The sequence below is a fragment of the Cupriavidus sp. IDO genome (assembly GCF_000812465.1).
In the GTDB taxonomy this organism is placed as follows: Bacteria; Pseudomonadota; Gammaproteobacteria; order Burkholderiales; family Burkholderiaceae; genus Cupriavidus.
This window is the reverse complement of sequence record NZ_JWMA01000160.1, coordinates 40,521-64,262: the sequence shown is the minus strand read 5'-3', so window position 1 is coordinate 64,262 and position 23,742 is coordinate 40,521. Positions and strand designations below refer to the sequence as shown.

General features: G+C 66.2%; 25 protein-coding genes. 13 read left to right on the top strand and 12 right to left on the bottom strand.

From position 1 onward, the window contains the following. Window positions 1-68: 68 nt before the first annotated feature. Both RM96_RS30210 and RM96_RS30205 read right to left on the bottom strand, forming a co-directional pair. Window positions 69-1,643 (bottom strand): sulfatase-like hydrolase/transferase, encoded by a 1,575-nt coding sequence (locus RM96_RS30210; protein WP_039015408.1) that lies wholly within the window; start codon window positions 1,641-1,643, stop codon window positions 69-71. Between the two features lie 12 nt (window positions 1,644-1,655). Beyond that, window positions 1,656-2,615, bottom strand: a complete 960-nt coding sequence (locus RM96_RS30205) for a Bug family tripartite tricarboxylate transporter substrate binding protein (RefSeq protein ID WP_052279845.1) — start codon at window positions 2,613-2,615, stop codon at window positions 1,656-1,658. Between the two features lie 165 nt (window positions 2,616-2,780). Between RM96_RS30205 and RM96_RS30200 the strand changes: the two genes are divergently transcribed. Both RM96_RS30200 and RM96_RS30195 read left to right on the top strand, forming a co-directional pair. Continuing rightward, entirely contained in the window at window positions 2,781-3,329 is a 549-nt protein-coding gene (locus tag RM96_RS30200; protein ID WP_039015407.1) for a MarR family winged helix-turn-helix transcriptional regulator, read from the top strand. A gap of 167 nt (window positions 3,330-3,496) precedes the next feature. Next, window positions 3,497-4,339 (top strand): class II glutamine amidotransferase, encoded by an 843-nt coding sequence (locus tag RM96_RS30195; RefSeq protein WP_039015406.1) that lies wholly within the window; start codon window positions 3,497-3,499, stop codon window positions 4,337-4,339. A gap of 26 nt (window positions 4,340-4,365) precedes the next feature. On the opposite strand, the gene RM96_RS30190 is transcribed toward RM96_RS30195, so the two are convergent. From RM96_RS30190 to RM96_RS30180, 3 genes are all read right to left on the bottom strand, one after another. Further along, entirely contained in the window at window positions 4,366-4,770 is a 405-nt protein-coding gene (locus tag RM96_RS30190; protein WP_238587474.1) for an adenylate kinase, read from the bottom strand. 126 nt (window positions 4,771-4,896) lie between these two features. Further along, window positions 4,897-5,901, bottom strand: coding sequence for an acyltransferase (locus tag RM96_RS30185; protein ID WP_082016789.1), 1,005 nt, complete (start codon window positions 5,899-5,901; stop codon window positions 4,897-4,899). A gap of 98 nt (window positions 5,902-5,999) precedes the next feature. Then, on the bottom strand, window positions 6,000-7,016 hold the full coding sequence (locus RM96_RS30180) for an NAD-dependent epimerase/dehydratase family protein (protein WP_052279842.1): 1,017 nt from the start codon (window positions 7,014-7,016) through the stop codon (window positions 6,000-6,002). 96 nt (window positions 7,017-7,112) lie between these two features. Here RM96_RS30180 and RM96_RS30175 point away from each other — a divergent pair, with 96 nt between their 5' ends. From RM96_RS30175 to RM96_RS30155, 5 genes are all read left to right on the top strand, one after another. Then, on the top strand, window positions 7,113-8,003 hold the full coding sequence (locus RM96_RS30175) for a LysR family transcriptional regulator (protein WP_039015405.1): 891 nt from the start codon (window positions 7,113-7,115) through the stop codon (window positions 8,001-8,003). 100 nt (window positions 8,004-8,103) lie between these two features. Further along, window positions 8,104-9,222 (top strand): cytochrome P450, encoded by a 1,119-nt coding sequence (locus tag RM96_RS30170; RefSeq protein ID WP_193752553.1) that lies wholly within the window; start codon window positions 8,104-8,106, stop codon window positions 9,220-9,222. A 31-nt stretch (window positions 9,223-9,253) separates the two neighbouring features. Then, a complete protein-coding gene (locus tag RM96_RS30165; RefSeq protein WP_039015404.1) occupies window positions 9,254-9,610 on the top strand; it encodes an antibiotic biosynthesis monooxygenase family protein in 357 nt (118 codons plus the stop codon). 12 nt (window positions 9,611-9,622) lie between these two features. Then, window positions 9,623-10,378, top strand: a complete 756-nt coding sequence (locus RM96_RS30160) for a sulfite exporter TauE/SafE family protein (protein WP_039015403.1) — start codon at window positions 9,623-9,625, stop codon at window positions 10,376-10,378. 121 nt (window positions 10,379-10,499) lie between these two features. Beyond that, window positions 10,500-11,615 carry an extracellular catalytic domain type 1 short-chain-length polyhydroxyalkanoate depolymerase gene (locus tag RM96_RS30155; protein ID WP_039015402.1) on the top strand — a complete coding sequence of 372 codons (1,116 nt, stop codon included), beginning with the start codon at window positions 10,500-10,502 and terminating at the stop codon, window positions 11,613-11,615. A gap of 9 nt (window positions 11,616-11,624) precedes the next feature. On the opposite strand, the gene RM96_RS30150 is transcribed toward RM96_RS30155, so the two are convergent. Then, window positions 11,625-11,951 (bottom strand): 2Fe-2S iron-sulfur cluster-binding protein, encoded by a 327-nt coding sequence (locus RM96_RS30150; RefSeq protein ID WP_238587473.1) that lies wholly within the window; start codon window positions 11,949-11,951, stop codon window positions 11,625-11,627. Further along, window positions 11,932-12,552, bottom strand: a complete 621-nt coding sequence (locus tag RM96_RS30145; RefSeq protein ID WP_039015401.1) for an IMPACT family protein — start codon at window positions 12,550-12,552, stop codon at window positions 11,932-11,934. Before RM96_RS30145 ends, RM96_RS30150 begins: the two co-directional genes overlap by 20 nt. Before the next feature lie 242 nt (window positions 12,553-12,794). Here RM96_RS30145 and RM96_RS30140 point away from each other — a divergent pair, with 242 nt between their 5' ends. Beyond that, window positions 12,795-14,798 carry a PhoX family protein gene (locus RM96_RS30140; protein ID WP_039015400.1) on the top strand — a complete coding sequence of 668 codons (2,004 nt, stop codon included), beginning with the start codon at window positions 12,795-12,797 and terminating at the stop codon, window positions 14,796-14,798. A gap of 114 nt (window positions 14,799-14,912) precedes the next feature. On the opposite strand, the gene RM96_RS30135 is transcribed toward RM96_RS30140, so the two are convergent. After that, window positions 14,913-15,908 carry a 2-hydroxyacid dehydrogenase gene (locus RM96_RS30135; protein ID WP_039015399.1) on the bottom strand — a complete coding sequence of 332 codons (996 nt, stop codon included), beginning with the start codon at window positions 15,906-15,908 and terminating at the stop codon, window positions 14,913-14,915. A 53-nt stretch (window positions 15,909-15,961) separates the two neighbouring features. Further along, window positions 15,962-17,554, bottom strand: a complete 1,593-nt coding sequence (locus RM96_RS30130; RefSeq protein ID WP_039015398.1) for an aspartate:alanine exchanger family transporter — start codon at window positions 17,552-17,554, stop codon at window positions 15,962-15,964. A gap of 287 nt (window positions 17,555-17,841) precedes the next feature. On the opposite strand from RM96_RS30130, the gene RM96_RS30125 reads away from it, so the two are divergent. Next, window positions 17,842-18,012 carry a hypothetical protein gene (locus tag RM96_RS30125; protein WP_443112288.1) on the top strand — a complete coding sequence of 57 codons (171 nt, stop codon included), beginning with the start codon at window positions 17,842-17,844 and terminating at the stop codon, window positions 18,010-18,012. A 213-nt stretch (window positions 18,013-18,225) separates the two neighbouring features. Further along, window positions 18,226-18,663 (top strand): YciI family protein, encoded by a 438-nt coding sequence (locus RM96_RS30120; protein ID WP_039015396.1) that lies wholly within the window; start codon window positions 18,226-18,228, stop codon window positions 18,661-18,663. A 120-nt stretch (window positions 18,664-18,783) separates the two neighbouring features. Here RM96_RS30120 and RM96_RS30115 read toward each other — a convergent pair whose 3' ends face one another. The 3 genes from RM96_RS30115 to RM96_RS30105 all read right to left on the bottom strand — a co-directional run bounded on the left by RM96_RS30115 (window position 18,784) and on the right by RM96_RS30105 (window position 20,802). Next, window positions 18,784-19,275 carry an NAD(P)H-dependent oxidoreductase gene (locus tag RM96_RS30115; RefSeq protein WP_039015395.1) on the bottom strand — a complete coding sequence of 164 codons (492 nt, stop codon included), beginning with the start codon at window positions 19,273-19,275 and terminating at the stop codon, window positions 18,784-18,786. A gap of 46 nt (window positions 19,276-19,321) precedes the next feature. Further along, the gene (locus RM96_RS30110; protein ID WP_039015394.1) at window positions 19,322-19,708 is read right to left on the bottom strand and encodes an SgcJ/EcaC family oxidoreductase; all 387 of its coding nucleotides are present in this window, start codon (window positions 19,706-19,708) and stop codon (window positions 19,322-19,324) included. A 98-nt stretch (window positions 19,709-19,806) separates the two neighbouring features. Beyond that, window positions 19,807-20,802, bottom strand: coding sequence for a LacI family DNA-binding transcriptional regulator (locus RM96_RS30105; protein WP_039015393.1), 996 nt, complete (start codon window positions 20,800-20,802; stop codon window positions 19,807-19,809). 146 nt (window positions 20,803-20,948) lie between these two features. On the opposite strand from RM96_RS30105, the gene RM96_RS30100 reads away from it, so the two are divergent. The 3 genes from RM96_RS30100 (at window position 20,949) to RM96_RS30090 (ending at window position 23,732) form a co-directional block, all read left to right on the top strand. Further along, complete coding sequence (locus RM96_RS30100) at window positions 20,949-22,205, top strand: L-talarate/galactarate dehydratase (protein WP_443112287.1); 1,257 nt, start codon at window positions 20,949-20,951, stop codon at window positions 22,203-22,205. Window positions 22,206-22,241: 36 nt separating this feature from the next. Further along, window positions 22,242-23,198, top strand: a complete 957-nt coding sequence (locus RM96_RS30095) for a Bug family tripartite tricarboxylate transporter substrate binding protein (RefSeq protein ID WP_039015392.1) — start codon at window positions 22,242-22,244, stop codon at window positions 23,196-23,198. Between the two features lie 216 nt (window positions 23,199-23,414). Continuing rightward, window positions 23,415-23,732 (top strand): high-potential iron-sulfur protein, encoded by a 318-nt coding sequence (locus tag RM96_RS30090; protein WP_039015391.1) that lies wholly within the window; start codon window positions 23,415-23,417, stop codon window positions 23,730-23,732. Window positions 23,733-23,742: the final 10 nt, after the last annotated feature.

The window sequence follows — 23,742 nt, the reverse complement described above, 5'->3', positions numbered from 1 at the left end:
CCCCCGGCCCCTCTCCCGCAAGCGGGAGAGGGGAGCAAACCGGCGGCATGCGTGAGCCCTGGCGCTTGTCACCACACCCCGAAGAACACGCCCGCCTGTTTGTAGACGTTGGTCCTGGCGGCAACCTCTTCGCTGGTCACCGTGACGCGCGGCTTCAGCGTGCAGAACCACTCAAGCAGACGCAGGCGCATGGCGCTGCGCACGGACTCGTGGGCCGGATCGGCGCCGAGGTCGAAGTATTCCTCGGGATCGCTGTGCAGGTCGAACAGCTGTGGCCGGAAGCCCTGCCAGTGCACGTACTTCCAGCGCGCGTCGCGCACCATCCATGCGCGGCATTCGCCGGGATGGCGGCCCAGTTCAACACGGGCACTGCGATACGCGTAGTCCAGCTCGGAAACCACAAAGTCTCGCCATGCACCGGTCGCTGCGCGAGCCGGCGTGCCGGCGCGGATCAGGTCCAGCAGCGAGCGGCCTTCCACGCGGTGATCGGCGGGAGGCAGGCCGAGTGCGTCGAGCACGGTCGGCACGACGTCGACGGCCGACACCAGGCTCGCCTGCGCCGTGCCGCGCGTAGCGTCGGCCTCGGGCGAGGGGTCGTAGACGATCAGCGGGATGTTCTGCACCGTGTCGTAGAACTGCTCCTTCTCGCCAAGCCAGTGGTCGCCGAGGAAGTCGCCGTGGTCGGCGGTGAAGACGATCAGCGTGTCTTCCCAGCGACCCAGGCGTTCGAGCTGTTCCCACAGCTCGCCCAGGCGGTCGTCGATCTGCTGGATGAGGCCCTGGTAGGCTGGCCGCACGGTATCCGACACTTCCTTGCGCATGAAATTGGCGCATTCCTCCTGCGTGCGGTACGCAGACAGCACCGGATGCGGGTCCTCGAGTTCGGCATCGTGGCGCTGCAGCGGCAGGCAGTCATCGAGCGAGTAGGCGTCGTGATACGGCGCGGGTGCCATATAGGGCCAGTGCGGTTTGACCAGCGACAGGTGCAGCACCCACGGATCGTCGCCGCGCGCGCCGATGTACTGCATCGCCTGATCGACGGTGTATGCGGTCTCCGAATGTGGCTCGGCGACGCGGGCGGGCAGCCCGGCATGGCGCATGTGCCAGCCCGAGACAATCTCGCCGCGTTCGTTCTCGGCGCTGATCACGTAGTCGGTCCACGGATCGGCGCTGTTGTAGCCCTGCGTGCGCAGCCAGTCGGCATAGGCGCTGCGTGGTTCGGCATGATGGCCGTCATGACGGTCGACCTCGATGAAATGACCGCTGCGCAGCAGCGTTTCGAGTTCGGTGCAGCCATCCAGATGCAGGCGCTTCAGGTTGGCGTTGTCCGGCATAACGTGAGTCTTGCCGGCCAGCGCGAGGGCGCGGCCGCTATTTTTCAGGTATTCCCCGAGCGTGACTTCCCCGACTGAGAGCGGCACGCGGTTCCAGGTCGCGCCGTGGCTGCTGACATAGCGCCCAGTATAGAAGCTCATGCGGCTCGGCCCGCAGACGCCCGAAGTGACGAAGGCGCCGTCAAAGCGCACGCCGCGCGCGGCGAGGGCATCGATGTTTTTCGTGCGCAGGGTGGGGTGTCCGTAGCAACCGAGGTGGTCGCGGCGGAGCTGGTCGCACATGATGAAGAGGGTATTGCGGATGGCCATGTCGATTTCGGATCAGTCGCCGGTATAACCCGATGCCTTGACCACCGGAGCCCACCGGGCCGCGTCGGCGGCCAGCACGCTGGAAAAGGCTTCGCTCGAGCCTGTTTTTGGCTCCAGGCCCAGCTTCAGGAATTTCTCTTTCAGGTCGGGCGACTGCACGGCCTTGACGATGGCGGCATTCAGCTTGTCGAGCACGGGGCGGGGCGTGCCGGCCGGGGCCAGGAAGCCGTAGCGTCCCTCGCCTTCGATGTCCTTGTAGCCAAGCTCGGTGAATGTGGGCACGTCTGGCAGCGCCACGGAACGATGCGTGCCGGAGGTGGCCAGCACCCGGATCTTGCCGGCGCGGTGCATTTCGGTGAGATCCGCCAGGGTGTCGACCGAAGCCGGGACCTGGCCGCCAACCAGCGCGCTCATCAGCGGGGCCGAGCCGTTGAAGGGAATGTGCAGCATGTTCACGCCCACCTGCTTGCCGATCATCAGCCCGAAGAAATGCGGGATGCTGCCAAGCGCGGGCGAGGCGTAGGAATTGTTGTCGGGGCTGGCCTTGATCCAGCTGACGTAGTCCTTCAGGGACTTCGCCGGGGTGCCGGGGCCGGTCGCGAGCGCCAGCTGGAAATTGGCGGTCTGGGCCACCGGCGTGAAATCGCGCTGGATGTCGTAGTTGAGCTTGCGGTACACCAGCGGCGCAATGGTCATCACCGCCGAGTTGGCAACCACCAGCGTAGTGCCGTCCGCCGGCTGGCTGCGGGCATAGTCCATCACCAGCCGGCCACCGGCGCCGGGCTTGTTCTCGATGACGACGGTCTGACGCAGCGTCTCGCGCAGCTTGTCACCGACCAGCCTGGCGGCCAGGTCGGCGGTGCCCCCGGCCGGGTAGCCGACCAGGATGCGCAGCGGGCGTTCGCTCTGCGCACTGGCGGGCATGGCCCAGGCCCCGGCCACCGCCGCAAGGCAGGCAAGGAAACGCGGGATCTGGCGGAACTGCAGACGTGCGGGCAGGCGCGAATGCTGGGCGGGGGTCACGATGTCTCCTGTCTGGTCGGCGCTGGATGCGCCGTTTCTCGGGTGCACGATGGCACGGGCAGACGCTAACACCCACCCATATAATTGACAAAGTCAACTAAATGCGGGTGTGGCATGGGCAACAGGGATGGCGGCAACCGGCTGCAGCAGCCACAACGGCTGGCGGATTTCATCAACTACCGGATCTATCATCTGAACCGGGTCGCGCTGGGTGGGGCCGGCCTGCACCTGCGTGCCACGGCGGGGGTGAGCCGGCGTGAATGGCGCATGATTGCCTTTCTCGGCGAACAGCCCGGGACGCGGCTGACGGAGCTGGCCGGGAGCGCGGGGCTGGATAAGGTGCTGGCCAGCCGCGCGGTCCACGCGCTGGTGGAGCGCGGCCTGGTGCGGCGCGAGACCCGCGCGCAGGACCGGCGCGCGGCCGCGTTCTCGCTGACCGAGGCGGGCGAGGCGGTCTACCGGCTCGCGTTCGTCCAGGCACAGGCGTTCAACACGCGGCTGGCCGGCTGCCTCTCCGCGAGCGAGGCCGAAACGCTGTCGCGCTGCCTGGAAAAACTGCAGGCGCAGGCGGCACTGATGCTGGAGGAAGCCCAGGCGCTGCCGCAGCCGCCTGCCGATGCGCCGGCGCAGGATCCGCTGCAGGTCTGGCGTCCGGCGCGCTGACGGGGCCTGTGTGCGATAGGCCATCGTTGTGGACGACTAAGCGCCGTGTCCTATCCTTCATGCAGGTTGCATATCGCGCCGCAGGCCCGGCGTCGCGGAGGGCGAGCCGATTGTCCTGGCCGCGCTGCGCAGCCGCAACGCTGCGGAATATGTCGAGGAGACGCATCATGTGTCGTTGGCTGGCTTACACGGGCAATCCCATCCAGATGGAGGCAGTGCTGTTCCGGGCGCAGCACTCGCTGATCGACCAGAGCCTGCGCTCGCGGCTGGGGCATACCACGACCAATGGGGACGGCTTCGGCATTGGCTGGTACGGCAAGCACTCGGAAGTCCCGTTCCGGTACCGCTGCCTGCACCCCGCGTGGAACGACCGCAACCTGCGCGAGGCCGCGCGCGCCATCCGGGCGCCGATGTTTATCGCGCATATCCGTGCGGCGACCGATACGCCGGCGCAGGAGACCAACTGCCATCCTTTTCGCTACGGCCGCTGGATGTTCGCCCACAACGGCCTGATACGGGACTATCCCGTCCTCAGGCGCGACCTGATGATGGCGGTCGAGCCGCATCTGTTCCGCTGGATCGAGGGCTCCACTGACTCGGAAGTCATGTTCTTCCTCGCGCTGACATTCGGGCTCGAACGCGATCCGCGCGGCGCGCTTGAGCAGATGGTGGGACTGGTGGAGGATATCGGCCGCCGCCACGGCGTGGAGTACCCGGTGAACATGACGGTTTGCGTGACTGACGGCGAGCAGCTGGTGGCGGTCCGCTATTCGAGCGAGACGGAATCCCGCTCGCTGTTCCACAACACCAGCATCCGCCACCTGCGCGCACTCTATCCGGACGATGAGCGCATTCTTGCCGCGGGCGACGATGCGTTCCTCGTGCTGTCAGAGCCCCTGGTCGACCTCCCCGGCGCGTGGGAGGAAATTCCGGAGGGGACCATCATCATCGCCAAGGGCGGGGAGATTCAGCATGACCGGTTCATTCCGCGGCTGGAGGGGGTGGGATGATGAAGTGCAGCCAGGCAGGATGGCGTTCAGCTGCGGCGCAATGCGAGGTTGTCTGCAAACGCTTTGACTGCCCTCCTGGTCGGAAGCACTTCCTTTGCACCCGCGAATTCGTCAAAGATGAGCCTGTGCGCGGAGAAAGAGCTTGATCCATCCCGGCTCCGGTAGCTGTCCGCCCAATCCAGCAGCGCATTGAACGATTCGGCGCTGGCGCCGCCGCGAGTTCCCCGTTGCCGGATGTTGGCGCTGCACTCGGCCTCGTCAAGGCAGATCCAGATCAGCGTCGTCGCCCGATCCTGGATCTCCCGCACGAGCCATCCGTAGATGCCTTCGACTACCCAGCAGTCTCTGGCGGCTTCCGCTTTCGCGAGCGCAATCGCCGTCGCGCGGTCTCGCGACACTGTATCCGCCCGGCTCCCAATGGATCGAATCAAGGTCGATCCATGGCGCGCCCAGCGCCGATGCGATGCGTTCGGCCAGCCAGCTCTTGCCGGCGCCTGAGTTGCCGATGACGATGGTTCTGGTGAGGTTCATGCCGGGGACGCTCTGGGAATGAACCGTCATTCTAGGCGTGCCGCGTCCGTCAGCACGGTCTCGATCAGCAAGTCCTTCTCCTCCCACTGTCCCGCCAGCCAGCGATGAAATTCGCGGCGAAACGCTGCATCGCCACCGTAATCCCCCTGGCAGAAAGTGGCCGGTATCCGGTGCTCCCGTACGCGAACCGCCACGCGTCCGCTTCGGCCGCAGGCCAGTTGCCAGAAGCTCGGTGCGCCGTCGGGGTAGACGATGGTGACGTCGATCAGCGAGCCGAACTTCTCACCCATCGCATCGATGGCAAACGCCAGCGCACCGGCCTTGGGTTTGAGCAAGTGGCGGTACGGCGAGGCCTGCGTGCGATGCTTCGCTTCGGTAAAGCGAGTGCCTTCGGCAAACACCATCACGCTGGTCGGCACAAGCGAGAACTTCTCGCAGGCGCGCCGCGTGGTTTCCCGATCCTGCTGGCGCAGCGCCGGGTTGCGCCGAAGAGCCGTTTTGCCGTGGCGCTTCATGAAGGGAAAATCGAGCGCCCACCACGCCAGGCCGATCACCGGCACGTAGATCAGCTGCTGCTTCAGGAAGAACTTCAGCAACGGAATGCGGCCGTTCAGCACCCGCTGCAGGACGAAGATATCGACCCACGACTGGTGGTTGCAGTTGACCAGGTACCAGTCGTCGTAGCGCAGCGCGCTGGCGCCCTGAACGTCCCAGGGTTGTTGCTGCGTCATCCGGATCCAGCCGTCGTTGCAGGTGATCCAGGCCCGCGCAATGCCGTTGAGCACGATGTCGAGGCGCTGCCGGACCGCGCGTGCGGGCAAGGCCAGTTTCAGCAGGGCGAAGGGAAACAGCAGCGCGGACCAGAACAAGGTATTGAGCGCTAGCAGGAGCAGGCCGGCTGCACCCAGCGGCCAGGCGAATATCGAGGATGTCCGGAACCGGTTGTGGCAAGACTGGCGCCGGCGGAGGGCGCTGGTGCGGGTGTTCTTGCGGGTGGACGGGGCGGAAGCGGGGGAGGGCAGGAATGTCATGCGGGCCAGTGTCACTGGACACCGGCCGCGAGGATTTGCGCGGAATCAAGACACGAAATGTTTTCAGTTGTGTCGTGGCGTGGCAGGTTCTCCGGACGTCACGCGCGCTGGCTCCGCCGGCCCGGGCCGTGGTCGGCGGAGGCACCCGGGCCCAGGCAGCCAATCCCGTCCAGCGCCGCCTCTACGGCTTCGTCCAGGCCGGTATGCGGTTCGTGGCCGAGTACGCTGAGCAGCCGGCGGTTATCCATCTGCACTGGCCCGCGCCACAGATACCGCATTTCCATCATCTCGCGGAAGGTCGTGACAAAGGGCGCGGCAAGCGTCAGCAGCCACCACGGAAAGGCGCTGACGCGGGGCTTCCGGCCGGTGCGGCGCGCGACCACACGGCGAATGGCCGCCGCCATCTGCGTACCGTCCGCATCCCAGTGCCCGGCCATGTGGAACGTGGCGAACGCCGGCAGCGAGTCGCGCCGCGCGACCAGTTCGACCATGGTGCGCGCGACATCCGGCAGGTACGCCCATTGATGGCCAACCCCCGCGGCTCCCGGGTAGCTGATGGTGCCGACCGGCTTTCCGGGTTTGACCAGCCCCTGCGAGAACCAGTTGTTGCCCGCGCGCGGGCCGAAGAAATCGCCGGCGCGGACGATGATGACGCGGGCACCTTGCGCCGTGGCCTCGCGCAGGCGCCGTTCCATCTCGACGCGGATGGCGCCCTTGCGGGTGACCGGATGTTGCGGCGAGTCTTCCGTGAGCAGCGGAAAGGCATCGGGCCCGAAGTTGTAGACCGTGCCGGGCAGCACCACCGTTGCACCTTGCGCGCAGGCGGCTGCGATGGTGTTGTCGAGCATCGGCAGCACCAGTTCCGCCCAGCGCCGGTAGCCGGGAGGATTCACCGCGTGGACGATGAGGCTGCAGCCTGTGGCCGCCTGCATCACGTCGTCACGGTTCATCGCGTCGCCCTGGATCCACCGGATGCCGTCCGGCTGCGCGGCGGCGGCCACGGGATTGCGCGCCAGTGCGCGGATCTGCCAGCCGGCCTCGCCAAGCTGGCGGGCGGCTTCCGAGCCGATGCCGCCGGTGGCGCCGAGTAGCAGGGCGAGAGGTGTAGTAGCCATGATCGTTTCCCGAAGCGTTGTGGTTGAGGCGTATTGTGGGTGTGGCAGGGCTACAATGGAATTGGTTAATGTTCTCAGGATGCTATTCATTTTTGTATGAACTCTACGATCAGCTGGGAGCTTTACCGCAGTTTCCTCGGCGTCGTCCGGGCGGGCTCGCTGTCGGGTGCGGCCAGGGACCTGGGCCTGTCCCAGCCTACGGTCGGCCGGCACATCGATGCGCTGGAGCGCGACCTTGGCGCGGCGCTGTTCACGCGCTCGCAGTCCGGGCTGCTGCCGACCGAGGCGGCGCAGGTGCTGCTGAGCTACGCCGAATCGATGGAAAGCACGGCGGCGGCGATGGAGCGCGTGGTGACCACGATGGGCGAGGGCGTGAGCGGCACCGTGCGCGTGTCGGCCAGCGAGGTAGTCGGGATTGAAGTCCTGCCGCCGATCATTGCGGCGTTGCACGCCCGGCATCCGGCGCTGCGGATCGAGCTGGTGTTCACCAGCCGCATCCAGGACCTGCTGCGGCGCGAAGCGGATATCGCCGTGCGCATGCAGCGGCCCAGCCAGGAGCAACTCGTGGCGCGCCACATTGGCGGGATCGAGCTGGGGTTCTTTGCGCATGAGGACTACCTGGCGCGGCGCGGCACACCGCGCAATCCGCGCGAACTGCATGGACATGCCCTGATCGGCTATGACCAGGTGACGGCCTTCATTCGCGAGGCATCGCGCGCCATGCCGGATTGGAACCGCGACGCGTTCTCGCTGCGCACCGACAGCGATGTGGGGCAACTGGCGCTGATCCGCGCCGGTGCGGGCATCGGCATCTGCCAGGCCGGTCTGGCGAAGCGGAACCCGGCCCTGCGCCGCATCCTGGGCAGGCAGTTCTCCATGGAGCTGGACACCTGGATCACCATGCACGAGAACCTGCGCGGCATGCCAGCCTGCCGCGCCACCTTCGATGCCCTGGCGGACGGTCTGGCAGCCTATATCGGCAGCTAGCTGCGCATTCCATAGTTCATGCCGCCGTGAAGCGTTCCGGCGGCGTTCGGCCCCACACTTGCATCATGTCGTCTACCGCGCACTGCCGCCGAACGCTGCCATGACACCCGCCGATCCCCTCGCTGCCGTCACCCATCCCGATCCGTATCCCTACTATCGCGCGCTCGCCGCGCGGCAGCCCTTCTTCCGGCACGAGGCCCTGGGCCTGTGGGTGGCCGCCGGCGCGGCCGAAGTGGCGGCGGTGCTCGCGCATCCGGATTGCCGCGTGCGCCCGCCCGCACAACCGGTGCCCCCGACGCTGGCCGGGACTGCGGCAGGCGAGTTGTTTGGCCGGTTGATCCGCATGAACGACGGTGCCGCGCATGCGCCGCTGAAGGGCATCCTGATGCGCCTGATGGCCAATATCGATCCTGCCGTGGCGATGACGCGCGCCGCCGCGCTGGCGGATGCCATTGGCGGGTCGGATGTCGATGCCGCCGGGGTCAAGCGCTGGATCTTTACGCTGCCAGTCGTGGCGGTCGCGGACCTGCTTGGCATGCCGGTGGCAGCGAGCGGCAATGCGGCCGAGGTGGCGTCGCAGGTGGCCGCCTATGCCGCCTCGCAATCGCCGCTGGCGAGTGCCGCCGAGGTCCAGGCCGGCGCGGACGCAGCGCACTGGCTCGCGCAATGGTTGCTGGACGCCGATCCATCGTCCACCGGCTTGCTGCCCGCGCTGCAAAGCGCGGCGCAGCAAGCTGACGTCGATCCCGCTGCCGTGGCGGCCAACGCAATCGGGTTGATGGTGCAGGCCTGTGAAGCTACCGCGGGCCTCGCCGGCAATTCGCTGGTGCGCCTCGGGCGCGAGCCGGCTTTGCTGGCCCGCCAGGATGCGGCTGCCTTGCACGCGCTGGTGGCCCGCGTGGCGCGTGACGATCCGCCGGTGCAGAACACGCGCCGCTTCCTGGCGGCGGATGCCCTGTTGTGCGGCGTGCCGGTCAGCGCGGGCGACGCGGTGCTGGTGCTGCTGGCCGCCGCCTCGCACGATGACAGCCATGCACCAAGCGAGCGCCCGTGGACCTTCGGCGCGGGCCGCCACGCCTGCCCGGGCGATGCCCTGGCGCAAGCACTCGCCGCCGCAACGGTTGCGGCGCTTTTGGCGCGCGGCGCGCAACCGGCGCGGCTGGTGCAGTCATTGCGCTACCGGCCATCGCTCAACGCGCGCATTCCGCAGTTTTCCTGATCCTCCCGCCTGTCTTTCTGGAGCAAGCCCCATGATCGCCGTCATCTTCGAAGTCGAGCCCGCACCGGGCCGGCAGGATACCTATCTCGATATCGCCGCGCAGTTGCTGCCGACGCTGCAGGCCATCGACGGATTCATCTCCGTCGAGCGCTTCCAGAGCCTGACCAACCCCGGCAAGCTGCTGTCGCTGTCATTCTTCCGCGACGAGGCCGCCGTGATCGCATGGCGCAATACGCTGCCGCACCGCAAGGCGCAGGCCGCCGGGCGCGGCGACGTGTTTGCCGGCTACCGGCTGCGCGTGGCGCAGGTGCTGCGCGACTACGGGCTCAACGAACGCGACGAGGCGCCGGCCGACAGCCGCGCCGTGCATGACCAACCGGCAAGCTGAGGACGCGGAGCAATGACGAGTTCCATGATCGGCATTGAGGCTGCCTTTATCGGCCTGACTTTCCTGCTGGCCGGCTTCGTCAAGGGCGTGGTCGGGCTGGGCCTGCCCACGGTGGCGGTGGGGCTGCTGGGGCTGGTGATGCCGCCCGCGCAGGCCGCGGCGCTGCTGGTTGCGCCTTCGATGGTGACCAACGTGGTGCAGCTGTTCAGCGGGCCGCGCTTCGGGCAACTCTTGCGGCGGCTGTGGCCCATGCTGGCGGCCATCTGCGCCGGTACCTGGCTGTGCGCGGCGCTGGTGCCCGCACGCATGATGGTGCACGCCACCGCGGCGCTCGGCGTGGCGCTGGTGCTGTATGCGGTGGTGGGCCTGGCGGCCGTGAAGATGACCGTGCCGCCGGCAGCCGAGCGCTGGCTCGGGCCGCTTGCCGGGTTTGTTACCGGCGCCATCACGGCCGTTACCGGCGTGTTCGTGATTCCGGCCGTGCCTTACCTGCAGGGGCTGGGGCTCGACAAGGAAAGCATGGTGCAGGCGCTGGGGCTTTCATTCACGGTCTCGACCATCGCCCTTGCCATCAGCCTGGCGATGGGTGGCGCGCTGCTGCATATGCCGGTGCTCGGTGCCTCGGTGCTGGCGCTTGCGCCGGCACTGGGCGGCATGTTCATCGGGCAATGGCTGCGTCATCGTATCAGCGTGGAGCGCTTTCGCCGGCTGTTCTTCTGCGGCTTGCTGGTGCTTGGGGGCGAACTGGCGCTGCGCGGCGCCTTCTGACCTGCTGCTTCCCGCGTTGCCCGCTGGCATGCAAAGCCTGACACAATCGTTCCAGATACTCGCGGTGCGCGGGTGCGCAGCAACGAATCCGGCATCGACGACCGGGCGGGAGGCCAGAGGCATGGGACGCGGCAGGAGCAGCGGAGCAAAGCTATGGGCGGCGCTCAACAAGAGCGCGGCGCGCAATGCCCGGCGCATGCAGCGCGTGGTGGCGAAGGCGGTGGCCAGGCCGATGACCGACGCCATCGTGCGCCATGCGGTCAGGCAGTCCACGGCCATGACCCGCGCCGCGCAGCGCGCGCTGTCCGGTGTGGTGTCGCCCGCGCTGGCTCCTGGCGGGCGCGGGAGCGGGCGCTGGGAAGAGGGTGTGTGGGGCCTGGGGCTGCTTGCCCAGCACCGCTACCGCATCTTTATCCCGTCCGGCGTCACGGCGTCGCGGCCGGCACCGATGCTGGTGTTGCTGCATGGATGCGGGCAGGACTCGGCCAGCTTTGCCGTGGCCACGCGAGCCGCCGCCGCGGCCCGGGTGGCGCGTTGCGTGGTCCTGATGCCCGAGCAGCCGGTCCAGGCCAACGCCCAGCGCTGCTGGAACTGGTTCCGGCCCGCCGCGCAAGGCGGTGGCGAGACCACGCTGCTGATGGCGATGATCGATCATGTCCGCCAGCGGTACCCGATCCGCTCCGGGCGGATCAGCGCGCTGGGGCTTTCGGCGGGCGGCGCCATGGCGCTCATGCTTGGCCTGCACTACCCGGAGCGGTTTGTCGCGGTGGGCTCGCATTCCGGCGCAGTGCCATACAGCGCCACCAACGCCGCGCAGGCGGCGCGCGCCATGCGCGGGCAACGCAGGCCGGACGCACAGGCGCTGACTACGCTACGACTGTTGCTGGCCGGACGCCGTCCGCCGCCGCTGTTGCTGCTGCATGGCGATGCCGATGCCGTGGTTGGCTTCGGCAATGCCACCGCGGCGGCGTCGCTGTGGCTGGATCTGCAGCCGCCCGGTGCCCCCGCGCCGGCTGCGCTGCCATCGCGCCGCGTCCAGCGTGGAGCCCGGCGGGCGGTGGATGTGATCGACTGGATCGCGGATGGCCTGCCCTATATCCGGCTGGTCAGGATCGACGGGCTGGGGCACGCGTGGAGCGGAGGCAGTGCCGGGCAGGCTTTCTCGGATCCGAGTGGCCCGGATGCGTTGAAGATTGCGTTGCGGTTTTTTTCGGTGAATGGGTTGGGGATTGATTGAAGGCAGTCGTCAGCCCAACCCGACCGGCTCGATCACTACATCGCTCGTCGCACAGGCCACGCACGGCAGGATCAACCCCTCCTCCTTCTCGTCGGGGCTCAGGCCCGGCCATTCGATGCGGTAGCGGATCGTGCCGGTGTGCAGGCGGCTCACGCACGTGCGGCAGGTGCCGTTGCGGCAGGAGCTGGGCAGCGCCACGCCCTCGAGCAGCGCGGCCTCGAGCAGGCTTAGCGAGGCGGGCGCGGTGAAGGTGGCGCCGTGCGGAACCATGCGCACGGTGAATTCGGCGCTGTCTTCCACGGGGGCGTGGTGCGGCTCAGCGACCATGTTCATCATCTTCCTGCTCCGGAAACTGCGCGCGGCCATGCGTGGCGTCGCGCAGCGTGTCGCGCGCGGCGTCGCGCATCGAGGCCGGCAGCCGGATCACCAGCCGCGCGCTGGCGCCGTACGCCGTTTCCTGGAGCGAGCAGCCGTCTTGCGCCGACTGGTCCAGCCAGCGCCGCACGCGCGGTTCATCGGCGTAATCGATCTCGACAGCAAGTGTCGCGTAGGCAATGCGTTCGATGCGCTGGGCGGATTTCAGCGCGGCGGCGATGGCATCCGTATAGGCTCGCACCAGCCCGCCCGCACCCAGCTTCACGCCGCCGTAGTAGCGCACCACCGCCGCCAGCACGCCGTCCAGGTCATGGTGCCGCAGCACTTCCAGGATGGGCCGGCCGGCCGTGCCGGAAGGCTCGCCGTCGTCGGACATGCCCGATTCGCCGCCGGCCAGCAAGGCCCAGCACACATGCGTGGCGGTGGGATGCTGCGCGCGCAGCGACGCCAGCACCGACATGGCGGCATTGCGGTCGGCAACGGGAACGGCCAGCGCGAGGAAGCGGCTTTTGCGGATTTCGATATCCGCTTCGACGGTGGCGGCGAGGGTATAGGTGGGCAAGCGGAGTTGGCAGAAAAAGGCGGATGGCAAGGCTGCCGGCGCGCGTCGGGCCGCCGGGCAACTGGTGAGTTTACCGCAGCCGGGACACAGAACCCGCCCAGTGGGAGGTTTGTGGTTCGTCGTCAACTTTCTGTCACACAAGGTCAATAGGATGCGCGTTGCCTGTCTTAACAAGCAGGCATTCAGGCCGGACGTCCGTTGGGGCGTATCGCCATGACATCCCTTCTCCCCCGGAAAAGACCATGCTTGAGAAACCAGATGCTGCCCGCCGCAAGGCCCTCCGAATCATCGCCGGTGCGCCTTTGCTGCCGCTAGGCCTGGCATCCGCCGGCCTGCTGGCAGGCGGATGTGGCGGTAGCGATGACGCTGTTGCCGCGCCGGTACCCGCACCGAACCCCGGCCCGTCGGCCAGCGCCACCTTCACCACCGCGGAATTCACCGGCATGAGCGCGCCCACGCTGGCCGACCCGGCCGCGATGGCCACTACCACGGTGGGTTCAAGCCTGAAGGTTTCGTTCAGCGACGGCAGCAGCCAGACCTACAAGCTGGCCTACCAGCCCTTCTTCATGACCGGCGACACGCTGCCGGACGGCAAGGGCGGCACCGTGGTTGCCGGCGGCTACTACAACATCAACAACCAGCCGATCATCGACACGTCGGTCGCGGGCAAGGAGCGCCAGTTCTTCTCCGATGCCCCCGACGGCAGTTCCCTGCTGACGCTGGCCAATCCGACCGTGCCGGGCGTCAAGGGCAATACCGTGTTTGCCGTGGTGCAGTTCGAGTACACCAGCGTCAATCAGAACAAGGTCAGCATGTACGGCCTGCTGCCGTCGCCGATCGCGGTGGTGACGCTGGACCAGGATCCGGCCACCGGCAAGCTGACGCCGGTGAAGTACCACAACGTCGATACGTCAGGTGTCAACGGTCTGTGGATTACCTGCGGCGCCAGCCTGTCGCCGTGGAACACGCACCTGTCGAGCGAAGAGTACGAGACGGACCTGAAGACCGCCTCGGCCGTGACCCAGTTGCAGAACTACAGCCAGAACCTCTATGGCGATCCGAACAAGGCCAATGCCTACAATTACGGCCACCTGCCGGAAGTGACCGTCAATCCGGACGGCACCGGCTCCATCAAGAAGCACTACTGCCTGGGCCGCATCTCGCACGAGCTGGTGCAGGTCATGCCCGACGAGCGCACCGTGCTGATGGGCGACGACGCCACCAATGGCGGCCTGTTCCTTTTTATCGCCGACCAGGCCCGCGACCTGTCGAGCGGCACGCTGTACGTGGCCAAGTGGACCCAGGTCTCGGGCGTTGGCCCGGGTTCCGCCACGCTGTCGTGGATCAAGCTGGGCCACGCCACCAGTGCCGAGATCCGCGCGCTGGTTGACGGCGGCATCCGGCTCGCCGACATGATGGACGTGCAGACCGGCGACCCGTTCGACAGCAGCTACACCCGCATCCTCTACAACGGCAAGCCCAACTGGATCAAGCTGGTGCCGGGCATGGAAAAGGCTGCCGCCTTCCTCGAAACCCATCGCTACGCCGCCTTCGTCGGCGGCAGCCTGGGCTTCACCAAGATGGAAGGCACCACGGTCAACATCAAGGACAAGAAGGCCTACTCGGCGATGTCGCGCATCGAGGCCAGCATGCTCAGGGGCAACGCCGCCAACGCCGGCGACATCCAGGTCGAAGGCCCGTACTCGGGCGCCGTGTACGAGCTGAACCTGAAGGGCGGCCAGTCCGACAAGGGCGGTGCAGCGATCAGCAGCGAATGGGTGCCGGTCGACATGGCCGCCGTGCCGGCGCTGGTCAGCGAAGACCTGGGCGGCGGCAAGATGCTGCAGCAGGACGCACTGGGCAACTTCGCCAACCCGGACAAGATCGCCACGCCGGACAACCTGAAGTTCTCCGAGAAGCTGCGTACGCTGTTTATCGGCGAAGACAGCAACACCCACGTCAACAACTTCCTGTGGGCCTACAACGTCGACACCAAGGTGCTCAGCCGCGTGCTGTCGTGCCCGGCGGGCGCCGAGTCCACCGGTCTGCATGCCGTGGACGAGATCAACGGCTGGACTTACGTCATGAGCAACTTCCAGCATGTGGGTGACTGGGAATCGCCGCTGCACGACAAGGTTAAGCCCACGCTCGACCCGCTGGTGCGCGCCAGCTACAAGGACAAGTTCGGTTCTTCGGTTGGCTACCTGACCGCGGATCCGACGAGCGTGAAGTTGGCGAAGGCCTGATCGGTCCTGAGGGGTCGCCAGGAAGCAAAACGGCGGGCTGTAGCCCGCCGTTTTTGCTGCTCGCGCGCGCTCGGCGTGGGCGCGCGGCGGCACATGCCTTTGGGCGCGTTGCGTTCAGCTGGCGCTGACCTCGTTGGTGAGCGGTTTGCCCGTCTCGAACTCCGTCACGCTGCGCAAGGTCGTTTCACAGATGGTCGTCACGGCTTCGCGCGTGAGAAAGGCCTGGTGCCCCGTCACGATCACGTTCGGGAACGTGATAAGCCGCTGGAGCACGTCGTCGGTGATGATGGTGCCGGACAGGTCGCGGAAGAACAGGCCTGCCTCCTGCTCATACACGTCGAGCGCGAGCCCGCCCAGCTGCCCGCTCCTCAGCGCGTCGATGACCGCCTCCGTGTCGATGAGCGCGCCGCGGCTCGTGTTGATCAGCAACGCCCCGCGCTTGGCGCGCGACAACATGTCGGCGTCGATGATGTGATGGGTTCCGGGCGTGAGCGGGCAGTGCAGCGAGATGGTGTCCGCACACTCGCCGATTTCCCCCGGCTCCGCGTAGCGCGCCCCCAGGGCTTCGAATTCGGGCGACGGGAACTTGTCATAGCCGATCACATTGCAGCCGAACCCCAGCATGATTCTGGCGAAGACGCGCCCGATCTTGCCCGTGCCGATCACGGCGACCGTCTTGCCGCACATATCGAAGCCCATTAGTCCGTCGAGCGAGAAATTGAAGTCGCGCGTGCGGTTGTAGGCCCGGTGAATCTTGCGATTGATTGCCATCAGCAAGGCGACCGCATGTTCGGCGACCGAATTGGGCGAGTAGTCAACCACGCGGACCACCTTGATGCCGAGACCTTGCGCCGCTTTCAGATCGACGTTGTTGAACCCGGTGCAGCGCAGCGCGACGAGCCTCGTGCCGCCCTGCCCGAGCGCTTCCAGCACGGCCGCATCGGCCCGGTCATTGACGAAGATGCACACGGCGTCGTGGCCCGCGGCGAGGCCGACCGTTGTGCTGTCCAGTGGGACCTCGAAGTACTTGAGGTGATGGCCTGCCTCCGCATTCGCGGCATCGAGATATTCACGATCGTAGGGCTTTGCGCTGAAGACGGCTATTTCCATGATGTGCCTCCGCGGCGAATCGGGGTTCAGGGATTCGCGTAAATTGCGCCGCGCTATCCGCCTGCCAGGGTGGCGGCGATCTGCACGAACAGGATCTTCACGATGGTCATCGACGGGAAAATCATCGAGTAGCCGATGTCGGGGCGGTCGGTCGGCGCGACGCGATTGGCAAAGGCAAGGATCGCGGGGTTGCCGGTCGCTCCGCTGATCACACCCACTGTCATATCGAACGGCAGCCTGAAGATCCACAGACAGAAGAGCGCCGTGATCACGACCAGGGCGAGCAGGATCGCCACGCCGTACAGCAGGAAGGACGCGCCGGTCACGCCGATGGTGGCGAAGAACTTCGGCCCTGAGGCAATGCCTACCTGCGCAAGGAAGATGGTCAGGCCGAAGTTGCGCAGGACCAGGTTGGCCGAGAGCGGCATCGTCCAGACAAACGGCCCGAAGCGGCGCACCCGGCCAAGGACGAGGGCGACCAGAAGCAGCGCGGCGAGCCCGAGGGCCAGCTTGCCGACGCCGGGAATCGGCAGCGGAATCAGGCCGGCCAGCAGCCCGAGGGCCGCGCCGGTGCCGATCGAGATGAAGCTCAGCTCGGCGGTCCCCTTGATGGAATCGCCAAAGAGCGCACGGATCGACTTCAGGTGGGCGCGATTGACGAGCAGGCCGACGCGGTCGCCGAATTCGAGGATGAGATCATGGTTCGGCATCAGGTCTGCATCGCCCCGGCGCACATGGGCGATCGAGCAGACCACGCCCTCGGGAAAACGGATGTCGCCCAGCGTGTGCCCGACCACGAACCGGCTCGAAGCGAACACGCGCATATAGTCCAGATCCTCCCGATGACTCGCCATGCGGCCCGGCTGCAACTCTCCGAACAGCGTCGTGGCTTCGCGCAGCACGGCCGGGTCCGTGGCGGTCGCGAGCAGGACATCGTCCGCCTGCAGGACCAGATCGTCTGCGGGTGGCCGATTGTGGTGTTCGCGGCGCACGGCGGCGATCGCCAGGCCGGCCGGCATGCGCGCCAAAAGCTCTGACAGTCTTGAGCCGATGAACGCGGGGTTCCTCAGGGCGATCTCGGCGGTTTCGATCAGCTTCGGCGGCGGCCGCTCGATATTTGGCTTGAGCACTGCGCTAAGGAAATACAGGAACAGGATCGGCCCTGCCACGCCGAACGGGTACGAGACGCTGTAGCCCACCGTGGCGCCGTCGCTCTTCATGGCTGCCATCGCGGCCTGCAGACTCGCCGTGCTGGTGCCGGAGCCGGCGAACATGCCGAGCGATTCGTCGAGCTTCACGCCGAACAGCGGCACGAGCGCGACCGACACCAGCCCGGCGCCGATGACCCCAAGCGCCGCGGCTGCGTTGGCCTTGAGGCCGTCGGAGCTCGTCAGGCCCTTGAAGAACTGGTCGCCGTACTGGATCCCGATCCCGTAGAGAAAGAGCAGAAGCCCAAGCGTGCCGAGCAGCGCCGGCGGCGCTGACTTGGGCGCGAATCCGCCGATCGCCAGTCCCACGAACAGCACTGCGCCCGACCCGAGGGACACGCCCTTGATGCTGATCTCGCCGACGACATAGCCCAGGGCGACCGTGAGAAACAGCGTGAGCAGGGGCTGGGTTTCGAGCAATGTCCTGACTGCATCCATGGCAGCTCCTTTTGATGAGCAGGCGCAAGGGCGCAGCGACGAGTAACCGCGCGGTAATCACGCGCAAACCTCAGGGGACCGGGTTGCCTGACCCTTCGGTTCGGGACATGCCTGATCGGCTGTGATCTGCCGCGAATCCGCTCACCGTGAAGAATACTATCGAGTCCGACGATCGATCACTGGTTCGCACTGCGGCAACCCTAAAGAGGCTTCTGGAAAATATACGATGCCCCGCACGATTTCAAGGCTCACAGGGTCGTTGGTCTGAACCGGTGATGCGCGGCGCGATGTCCAGCCGTATCGAATGCATGCACCGCGACTACTATCAGGCCTCCATGACCGGCATCGCCGTGGCGGTGTACGAGAACGCTGACGACAGCGACATGCGGGCCGCCCGCGCGCAGCACCAGCGCGAGCCACTACGGCGTGATCTTCTTCCCGCTGCAAATCCCGACTAAGGCGGCGGCACCGGCCAGATCATCGGTTACCTGGCCGGTGCCGCCGCGGTTCAGCATTCCGCGGTCTTGCATGACAAGGACGAAGTCGCCGGGCCTTTGAAGGCGGTCCGGATATCACCTATCCTTGTTGGTCGTAGTGCCACGGCCAACGGTCGATCCTGATTTGATTGCTGGGCCGTGTGGCGCCAACGACTCCCTCAAGGAGAAACGGCGATGCGTGTCATGGTGATGGTGAAGGCGACAAGCGAGTCCGAAGCCGGAAAGATGCCCAGCACGGAACTCCTTGCCGCCATGGGCAATTTCAATGAAGAGCTCGTCAAGGCGGGCGTGATGCTCGCGGGTGAAGGCTTGCACCCGAGTATCAGGGGAAAACGGGTGCGCTTTTCGGGCAGCCAGCGGACTGTGGTCGATGGACCTTTCAGGCAGACCAGTGAACTCGTTGCCGGGTTCTGGCTGTGGCAGGTCAAGTCGATGGAAGAAGCCATCGAATGGGTCAAACGCTGCCCCAATCCCATGGAAGGCGAATCCGAAATCGAGATTCGTCCGGTGTTCGAGGCCGAGGACTTCGGCGCTGAATTCACCCCGGAACTGCGGGCGCAGGAAGATCGACTGCGCGCCGCGACGGAAAACATCGCGAACAGGCCGCGCTGAAGCAGGGCTGGCCGGACTCGTCCTCGGCAAGCTCGCAGAACCGAAGGCAATTGCCCTAGAACCCGTTTCACAATGAAAAAGGGTCCCCTTCTTCATTATGAAACGGGTTCTAGGGCTGAATCAGAAGACGCCAAGCGCAAGACCAGCCGCCAGTCCTGCACCAAGCTCGGCACAGCGCTCAAGGTCGTCGGCGCCGATCGTCTTGGGTGCGAGGATGCGTTCCGGCGTTTGCGCATGGGTGCAGACGATCAGGCCTGGCGCCACGCTGTTGAGGCGCCAGCCGGTGGCGATTCGCTCGACCTGGCGCAGCGCGTTCTGGCCATCGCTGCCGGCACAGATCATGGCCGCGTACGGACGGCCATTCAGGCGGTCAAGCGCCGCGTAGTAGCAGCGGTCGAAGAAGTCCTTCATCAGGCCGGACATCGCAGCCAGGTTCTCCGGCGTGGCGAAGAGATAGCCGTCCGCGGCCAGCACATCGTCCGGGCTGGTCTCGGACGCGCGCTGCAGCTTCACCGCGACGCCGGACTGCGCGCGCGCTGCGTCGGCCGCGGCCTCGGCCATCTGCTGCGTTCCCCCGGTCATCGTGTGGTAGATGATCAGTAGCGTCTTCATTTGTGCACGCCTGTGGTCTGCCGGTACCTCGCCGGCGCACGCAGCACTATGCCTTCGCGGTCACGAGGTTCGCATCGCGCGCGAGCAGCCAGCGGCCGTTCGCGTCCTTGCGCAGCAGGGTAAGCGTGTAGCCCGCGCGCCGCACGGCCTGCGTCGTGCCAGGCGGCGTCACCGCGATCTCGATGTAGTTGCGTATGAAGGCCCACTCGCCGAGCACCTGCAGCTCGACAATGTCGGAAGTGCCCTCGATTTGCATGCCCTGCTGCGCCGCCGAGGCGGCGGCGAAGGCCGCCTTGCCGAACGGCTCCTGACCCGGCACGGTAAATACGACATCGTCGGTCATCAGGCTCAGCACCTTTTCGGTATCTCCGGCCTTGCTTGCGGACATCCAGGTGTCCACCAGATCGCGAATTGCGCGTTCGTCGTCGGTCATCACGAGCCTCCTGGCCATTGCCATGCCGGCGATTGTAGCAACCAGCAACGGCATTCAATACCACTGGCGCTTTCCCGCCGCGCCATGACGCGGTTCCGTCACGTCGACGCGCGTTCGACGATGCGAAAGCCGACGTCGATGACAGGCTGGGTGATGGGCTTGCCGCGGAAGCGGTCCAGCAACAAGCGCGCCGCCAGCGCGCCGATGGCCGCGCCATCCACGTGCACCGTCGTCAACGACGGATTCAGGTGTGCGGCGAAATCGGCATCGCCGAAGCCGCAGATCGCAAGATCCTCGGGAATGCGCAGCCCGCGTGCGAGCGCCTCGACCATGACACCTTGCGCAAGCTGGTCGGAACTGCAGTAGATGGCCTGGATCCGAGGATCCTTTTCCAGGAGTCCGGCAAGAGCCTGACGGCCCAGCGCCAGGCTGCTCGGCGCAGGCACGACGACGGTGGGAACGTCATGCCCGACCGTCGAGACAAAGCCTTCACGCCGTACCGATGCGCGGTGATCATCGCCGGTAGCAATACCCAGGTGGCGCCATCCCTTGCCAAGGAAGAAGCCGGCGATTGCGCTGCCGACTTTCACGTGGGAAAAGCCCACGGTCATGTCGACAGGGCGATCGCTGAGATCCCAGGTTTCGACGACCGGGATGCCCGCCCGGCGCAAGCGCTCGCGGGCAGCCTGGGAGTGGACCAGCCCCGTCACGACGATGCCGTCCGGGCGCCGGCTGATCATCGTGCCCAGCAAGGCTTCTTCCCGCGCGTGGTCATAGCCGGTCTGCCCCAGAATCAACTGGTAGCCCGCCGCGTCCAGGGCGTCGGTCAGCGCCTTGACCGTCGGCAGGAACTGCGCCACCGCGATATTCGGAACGAGTGCCGCGACCATCAGGCTTCGCTTCGACTTCAGCCCGCCGGCCAGCAGGTTGGGGATATAGCCGGTCGCTTCCACGGCCTGCTGAACCCGCGCAATGGTCTTCTCCGACACCATGCCGGGATTGCTGAGTGCGCGCGAGGCGGTGATCAGCGAGACGCCTGCCTCGCGCGCGACGTCGTGCAATGTCACGGATTTCGGCGGATTCGTAATCGTCATGCGGGGTTCTGACTCAGGGTAAATCGCTACCGGCAACGTCGACGCGGACGGTTGACGATCCAAAATGACAACGTTAGCATTCGATCCATTCCCTCAAGCAGCGGCACATTGCCGGCTGAGAGGACTTAAGCCGCGTGAAATGGCGTATGACGGATGGATTATATCAATCTCGTTCGCCCAAAAATGATAACGTTATCATTTTGAGTATGCAAGGACCGCGGCCCGATTCACTTCTTTCCATTGCGGGGCATTCCGTGACGACTCCTACCGCACAAGCGACCGATACCATTGCCTGGATCCGGCTCTCGTCGTGCTACCTGCCGCTGGCCACGCCGATCAGCGATGCCAAGGTGCTGACGGGCCGGCAGAAGCCGATGACCGAGGTGGCCATTCTGTTTGCCGAGATCCGCACGACGCGCGGCCACGAAGGCATTGGCTTCAGCTACGCCAAGCGCGCCGGCGGCCCGGGCCAGTTCGCGCACGCCAGTGAAATTGCCCCGGCATTGATCGGCGAAGACCCCAATGACATCGCGAAGCTGTGGGACAAGCTCTGCTGGGCCGGCGCGTCAGTCGGGCGCAGCGGACTGTCGACACAGGCGATTGGGGCATTCGACGTCGCGCTCTGGGACCTGAAGGCAAAACGGGCTGGCCTGTCGCTGGCAAAGCTGCTGGGTGCCCACCGCGACGCCGTGCGTTGCTACAACACCTCGGGGGGCTTCCTGCATACGCCGCTGGATCAGTTGCTGGTCAATGCGGCAGCCTCGGTGGAGCGCGGCATCGGCGGCATCAAGCTGAAGGTGGGCCAGCCCGACGGGGCGCGCGACATCAAGCGCGTGGCGGCCGTGCGCGAGCGGCTCGGCGATGCGGTGCCGCTGATGGTCGACGCCAACCAGCAGTGGGATCGCCCCACGGCGCAACGCATGTGCCGGACCTTCGAGTCCTTCAACCTTGTCTGGATCGAAGAGCCGCTCGACGCCTACGACCACGAGGGCCATGCCGCGCTGGCGACGCAGTTCGATACCCCGATCGCGACGGGCGAAATGCTCACGAGCGCGGCCGAGCACTGGGACCTGATCCGTCATCGCGCCGCCGATTACCTGATGCCGGATGCGCCACGGGTGGGGGGCATCACCCCTTTCCTCAAGGTTGCAGCGCTGGCCGAGCACGCAGGCCTGATGATCGCCCCGCACTTCGCCATGGAACTGCACGTGCACCTTGCCGCAGCGTATCCCCGCGAGCCGTGGGTCGAGCACTTCGACTGGCTGGAGCCCCTGTTCAACGAGCGGCTGGAGATCCAGAACGGCCGGATCATCGTGCCGACGCGGCCGGGCCTGGGCATCACGATCAGTGAGCAGGCCCGTGCCTGGACGCGGCACCAGGCGGAATTCGTTCACCGTGCCTGACGTATGCCGTCATACCTAAAACAAAGGAGACAGAACATGAAAAAGCTGATTGCGTCCGTGCTGATGACGGTAGCCATGACGGGGGCGCAGGCGGCGTGGCCCGAGAAGCCCGTCACCGTGCTGGTTCCCTTCCCCGCAGGCGGCTCGACCGACAATGTCGCGCGCATACTGAGCGCAAAGTTCCAGGCGCAGTTCGGCGGCAGCTTCGTGGTCGACAACCGCCCCGGCGCGGCCGGCATGATCGGTGCCGCCACCGTCAAGCGTGCGCCGGCCGATGGCTACACCGTCTTCGTCTCGTCGCTGGGCCCGTTCGTCATCGGCCCGCATCTCTCGAAGAACGCGGGCTACGATCCGCTCAAGGACTTCGACTACATCAGCGTCGCCGTGCAGGCGCCGAACGTCCTGGCGGTGCCTGCCAACTCGCGCTTCAAGACCATTCGGGATGTCATCGCCTACGAGAAGGCCAATCCCGACAAGGTGACGTTCGCTTCCGCTGGAAACGGTACAAGCGACCACCTCACCGTGGAATTGTTCTGGCAGCAAACCGGCACGACCGGCGTCCACGTTCCGTACAAGGGCGGCGCGCCGGCAATGAATGACCTGCTCGGCGGACAGGTCGACGCCACCTTCATGAACATCAATACCGCGGTCCCGCATATCAAGGCGGGAAAGCTGCGCGCGCTCGCCATCACGAGTACGAAGAGATCGCCGATCCTGCCCGATGTTCCCACCATGGACGAGTCCGGCATCAAGGGCGTGACGGTCTACTCCTGGCAAGCGGTTGCCGCACCCAAAGGCCTGCCTGCGGACATCAAGGCGAAGCTGCATTCCGCCACCGTGGCCGCGCTCAATGATCCGGCGGTCAAGTCAAAGCTGCTCGAGGTCGGCTTTGAAATTGTCGCGAATACTCCGGAACAGTTCGCTGCATTCCAGGCGTCGGAGTTTTCCCGCTGGAAGAAGGTCATCGAGGTGGGAAAGATCACGGCGGACTGACCGTGTGCAGGATGGATGTGCGCTTGCGCAAGCGGTCCGCCGCCGCATTGACTATCGCTGACTGCCGACTACTATGCAGAAAACATATCTGCCGGCCAGCGCGCGTGCTGCCACCGGCACAGGGCATCCGCCGGCGCTTCTGACATCCCGGCCGCATCTCCGATGACTGGCCAGCCCGCACCGGGGCGCCAGCGTTCTCACATCAGGAGGTACACCATGACCACTCGCCGAACATTCCTGAGGGGCGTCTCGGGCGTCGTGGCAATCGCTGTTGCCGGCATCGAGACACCGCAGGCCAATGCGCAAGCGGCAAAAGTGGACGAAGCCGATCCCCAGGCGGTTGCGCTCGGGTACCGGCATGACACCACCAAGGTCGACAAGGCCAAGTTCCCGAAACATGAGGCCAGCCAGAAATGCGGTAACTGTCAGTTGTTCCAGGGAAAGGCCGGCGATGCGTGGGGCGGCTGCCCGCTCTTCCCCGGCAAGCAGGTTTCGGGCAACGGCTGGTGCAGTTCATACGTGAAGAAGGCATGATGGAGCCCGG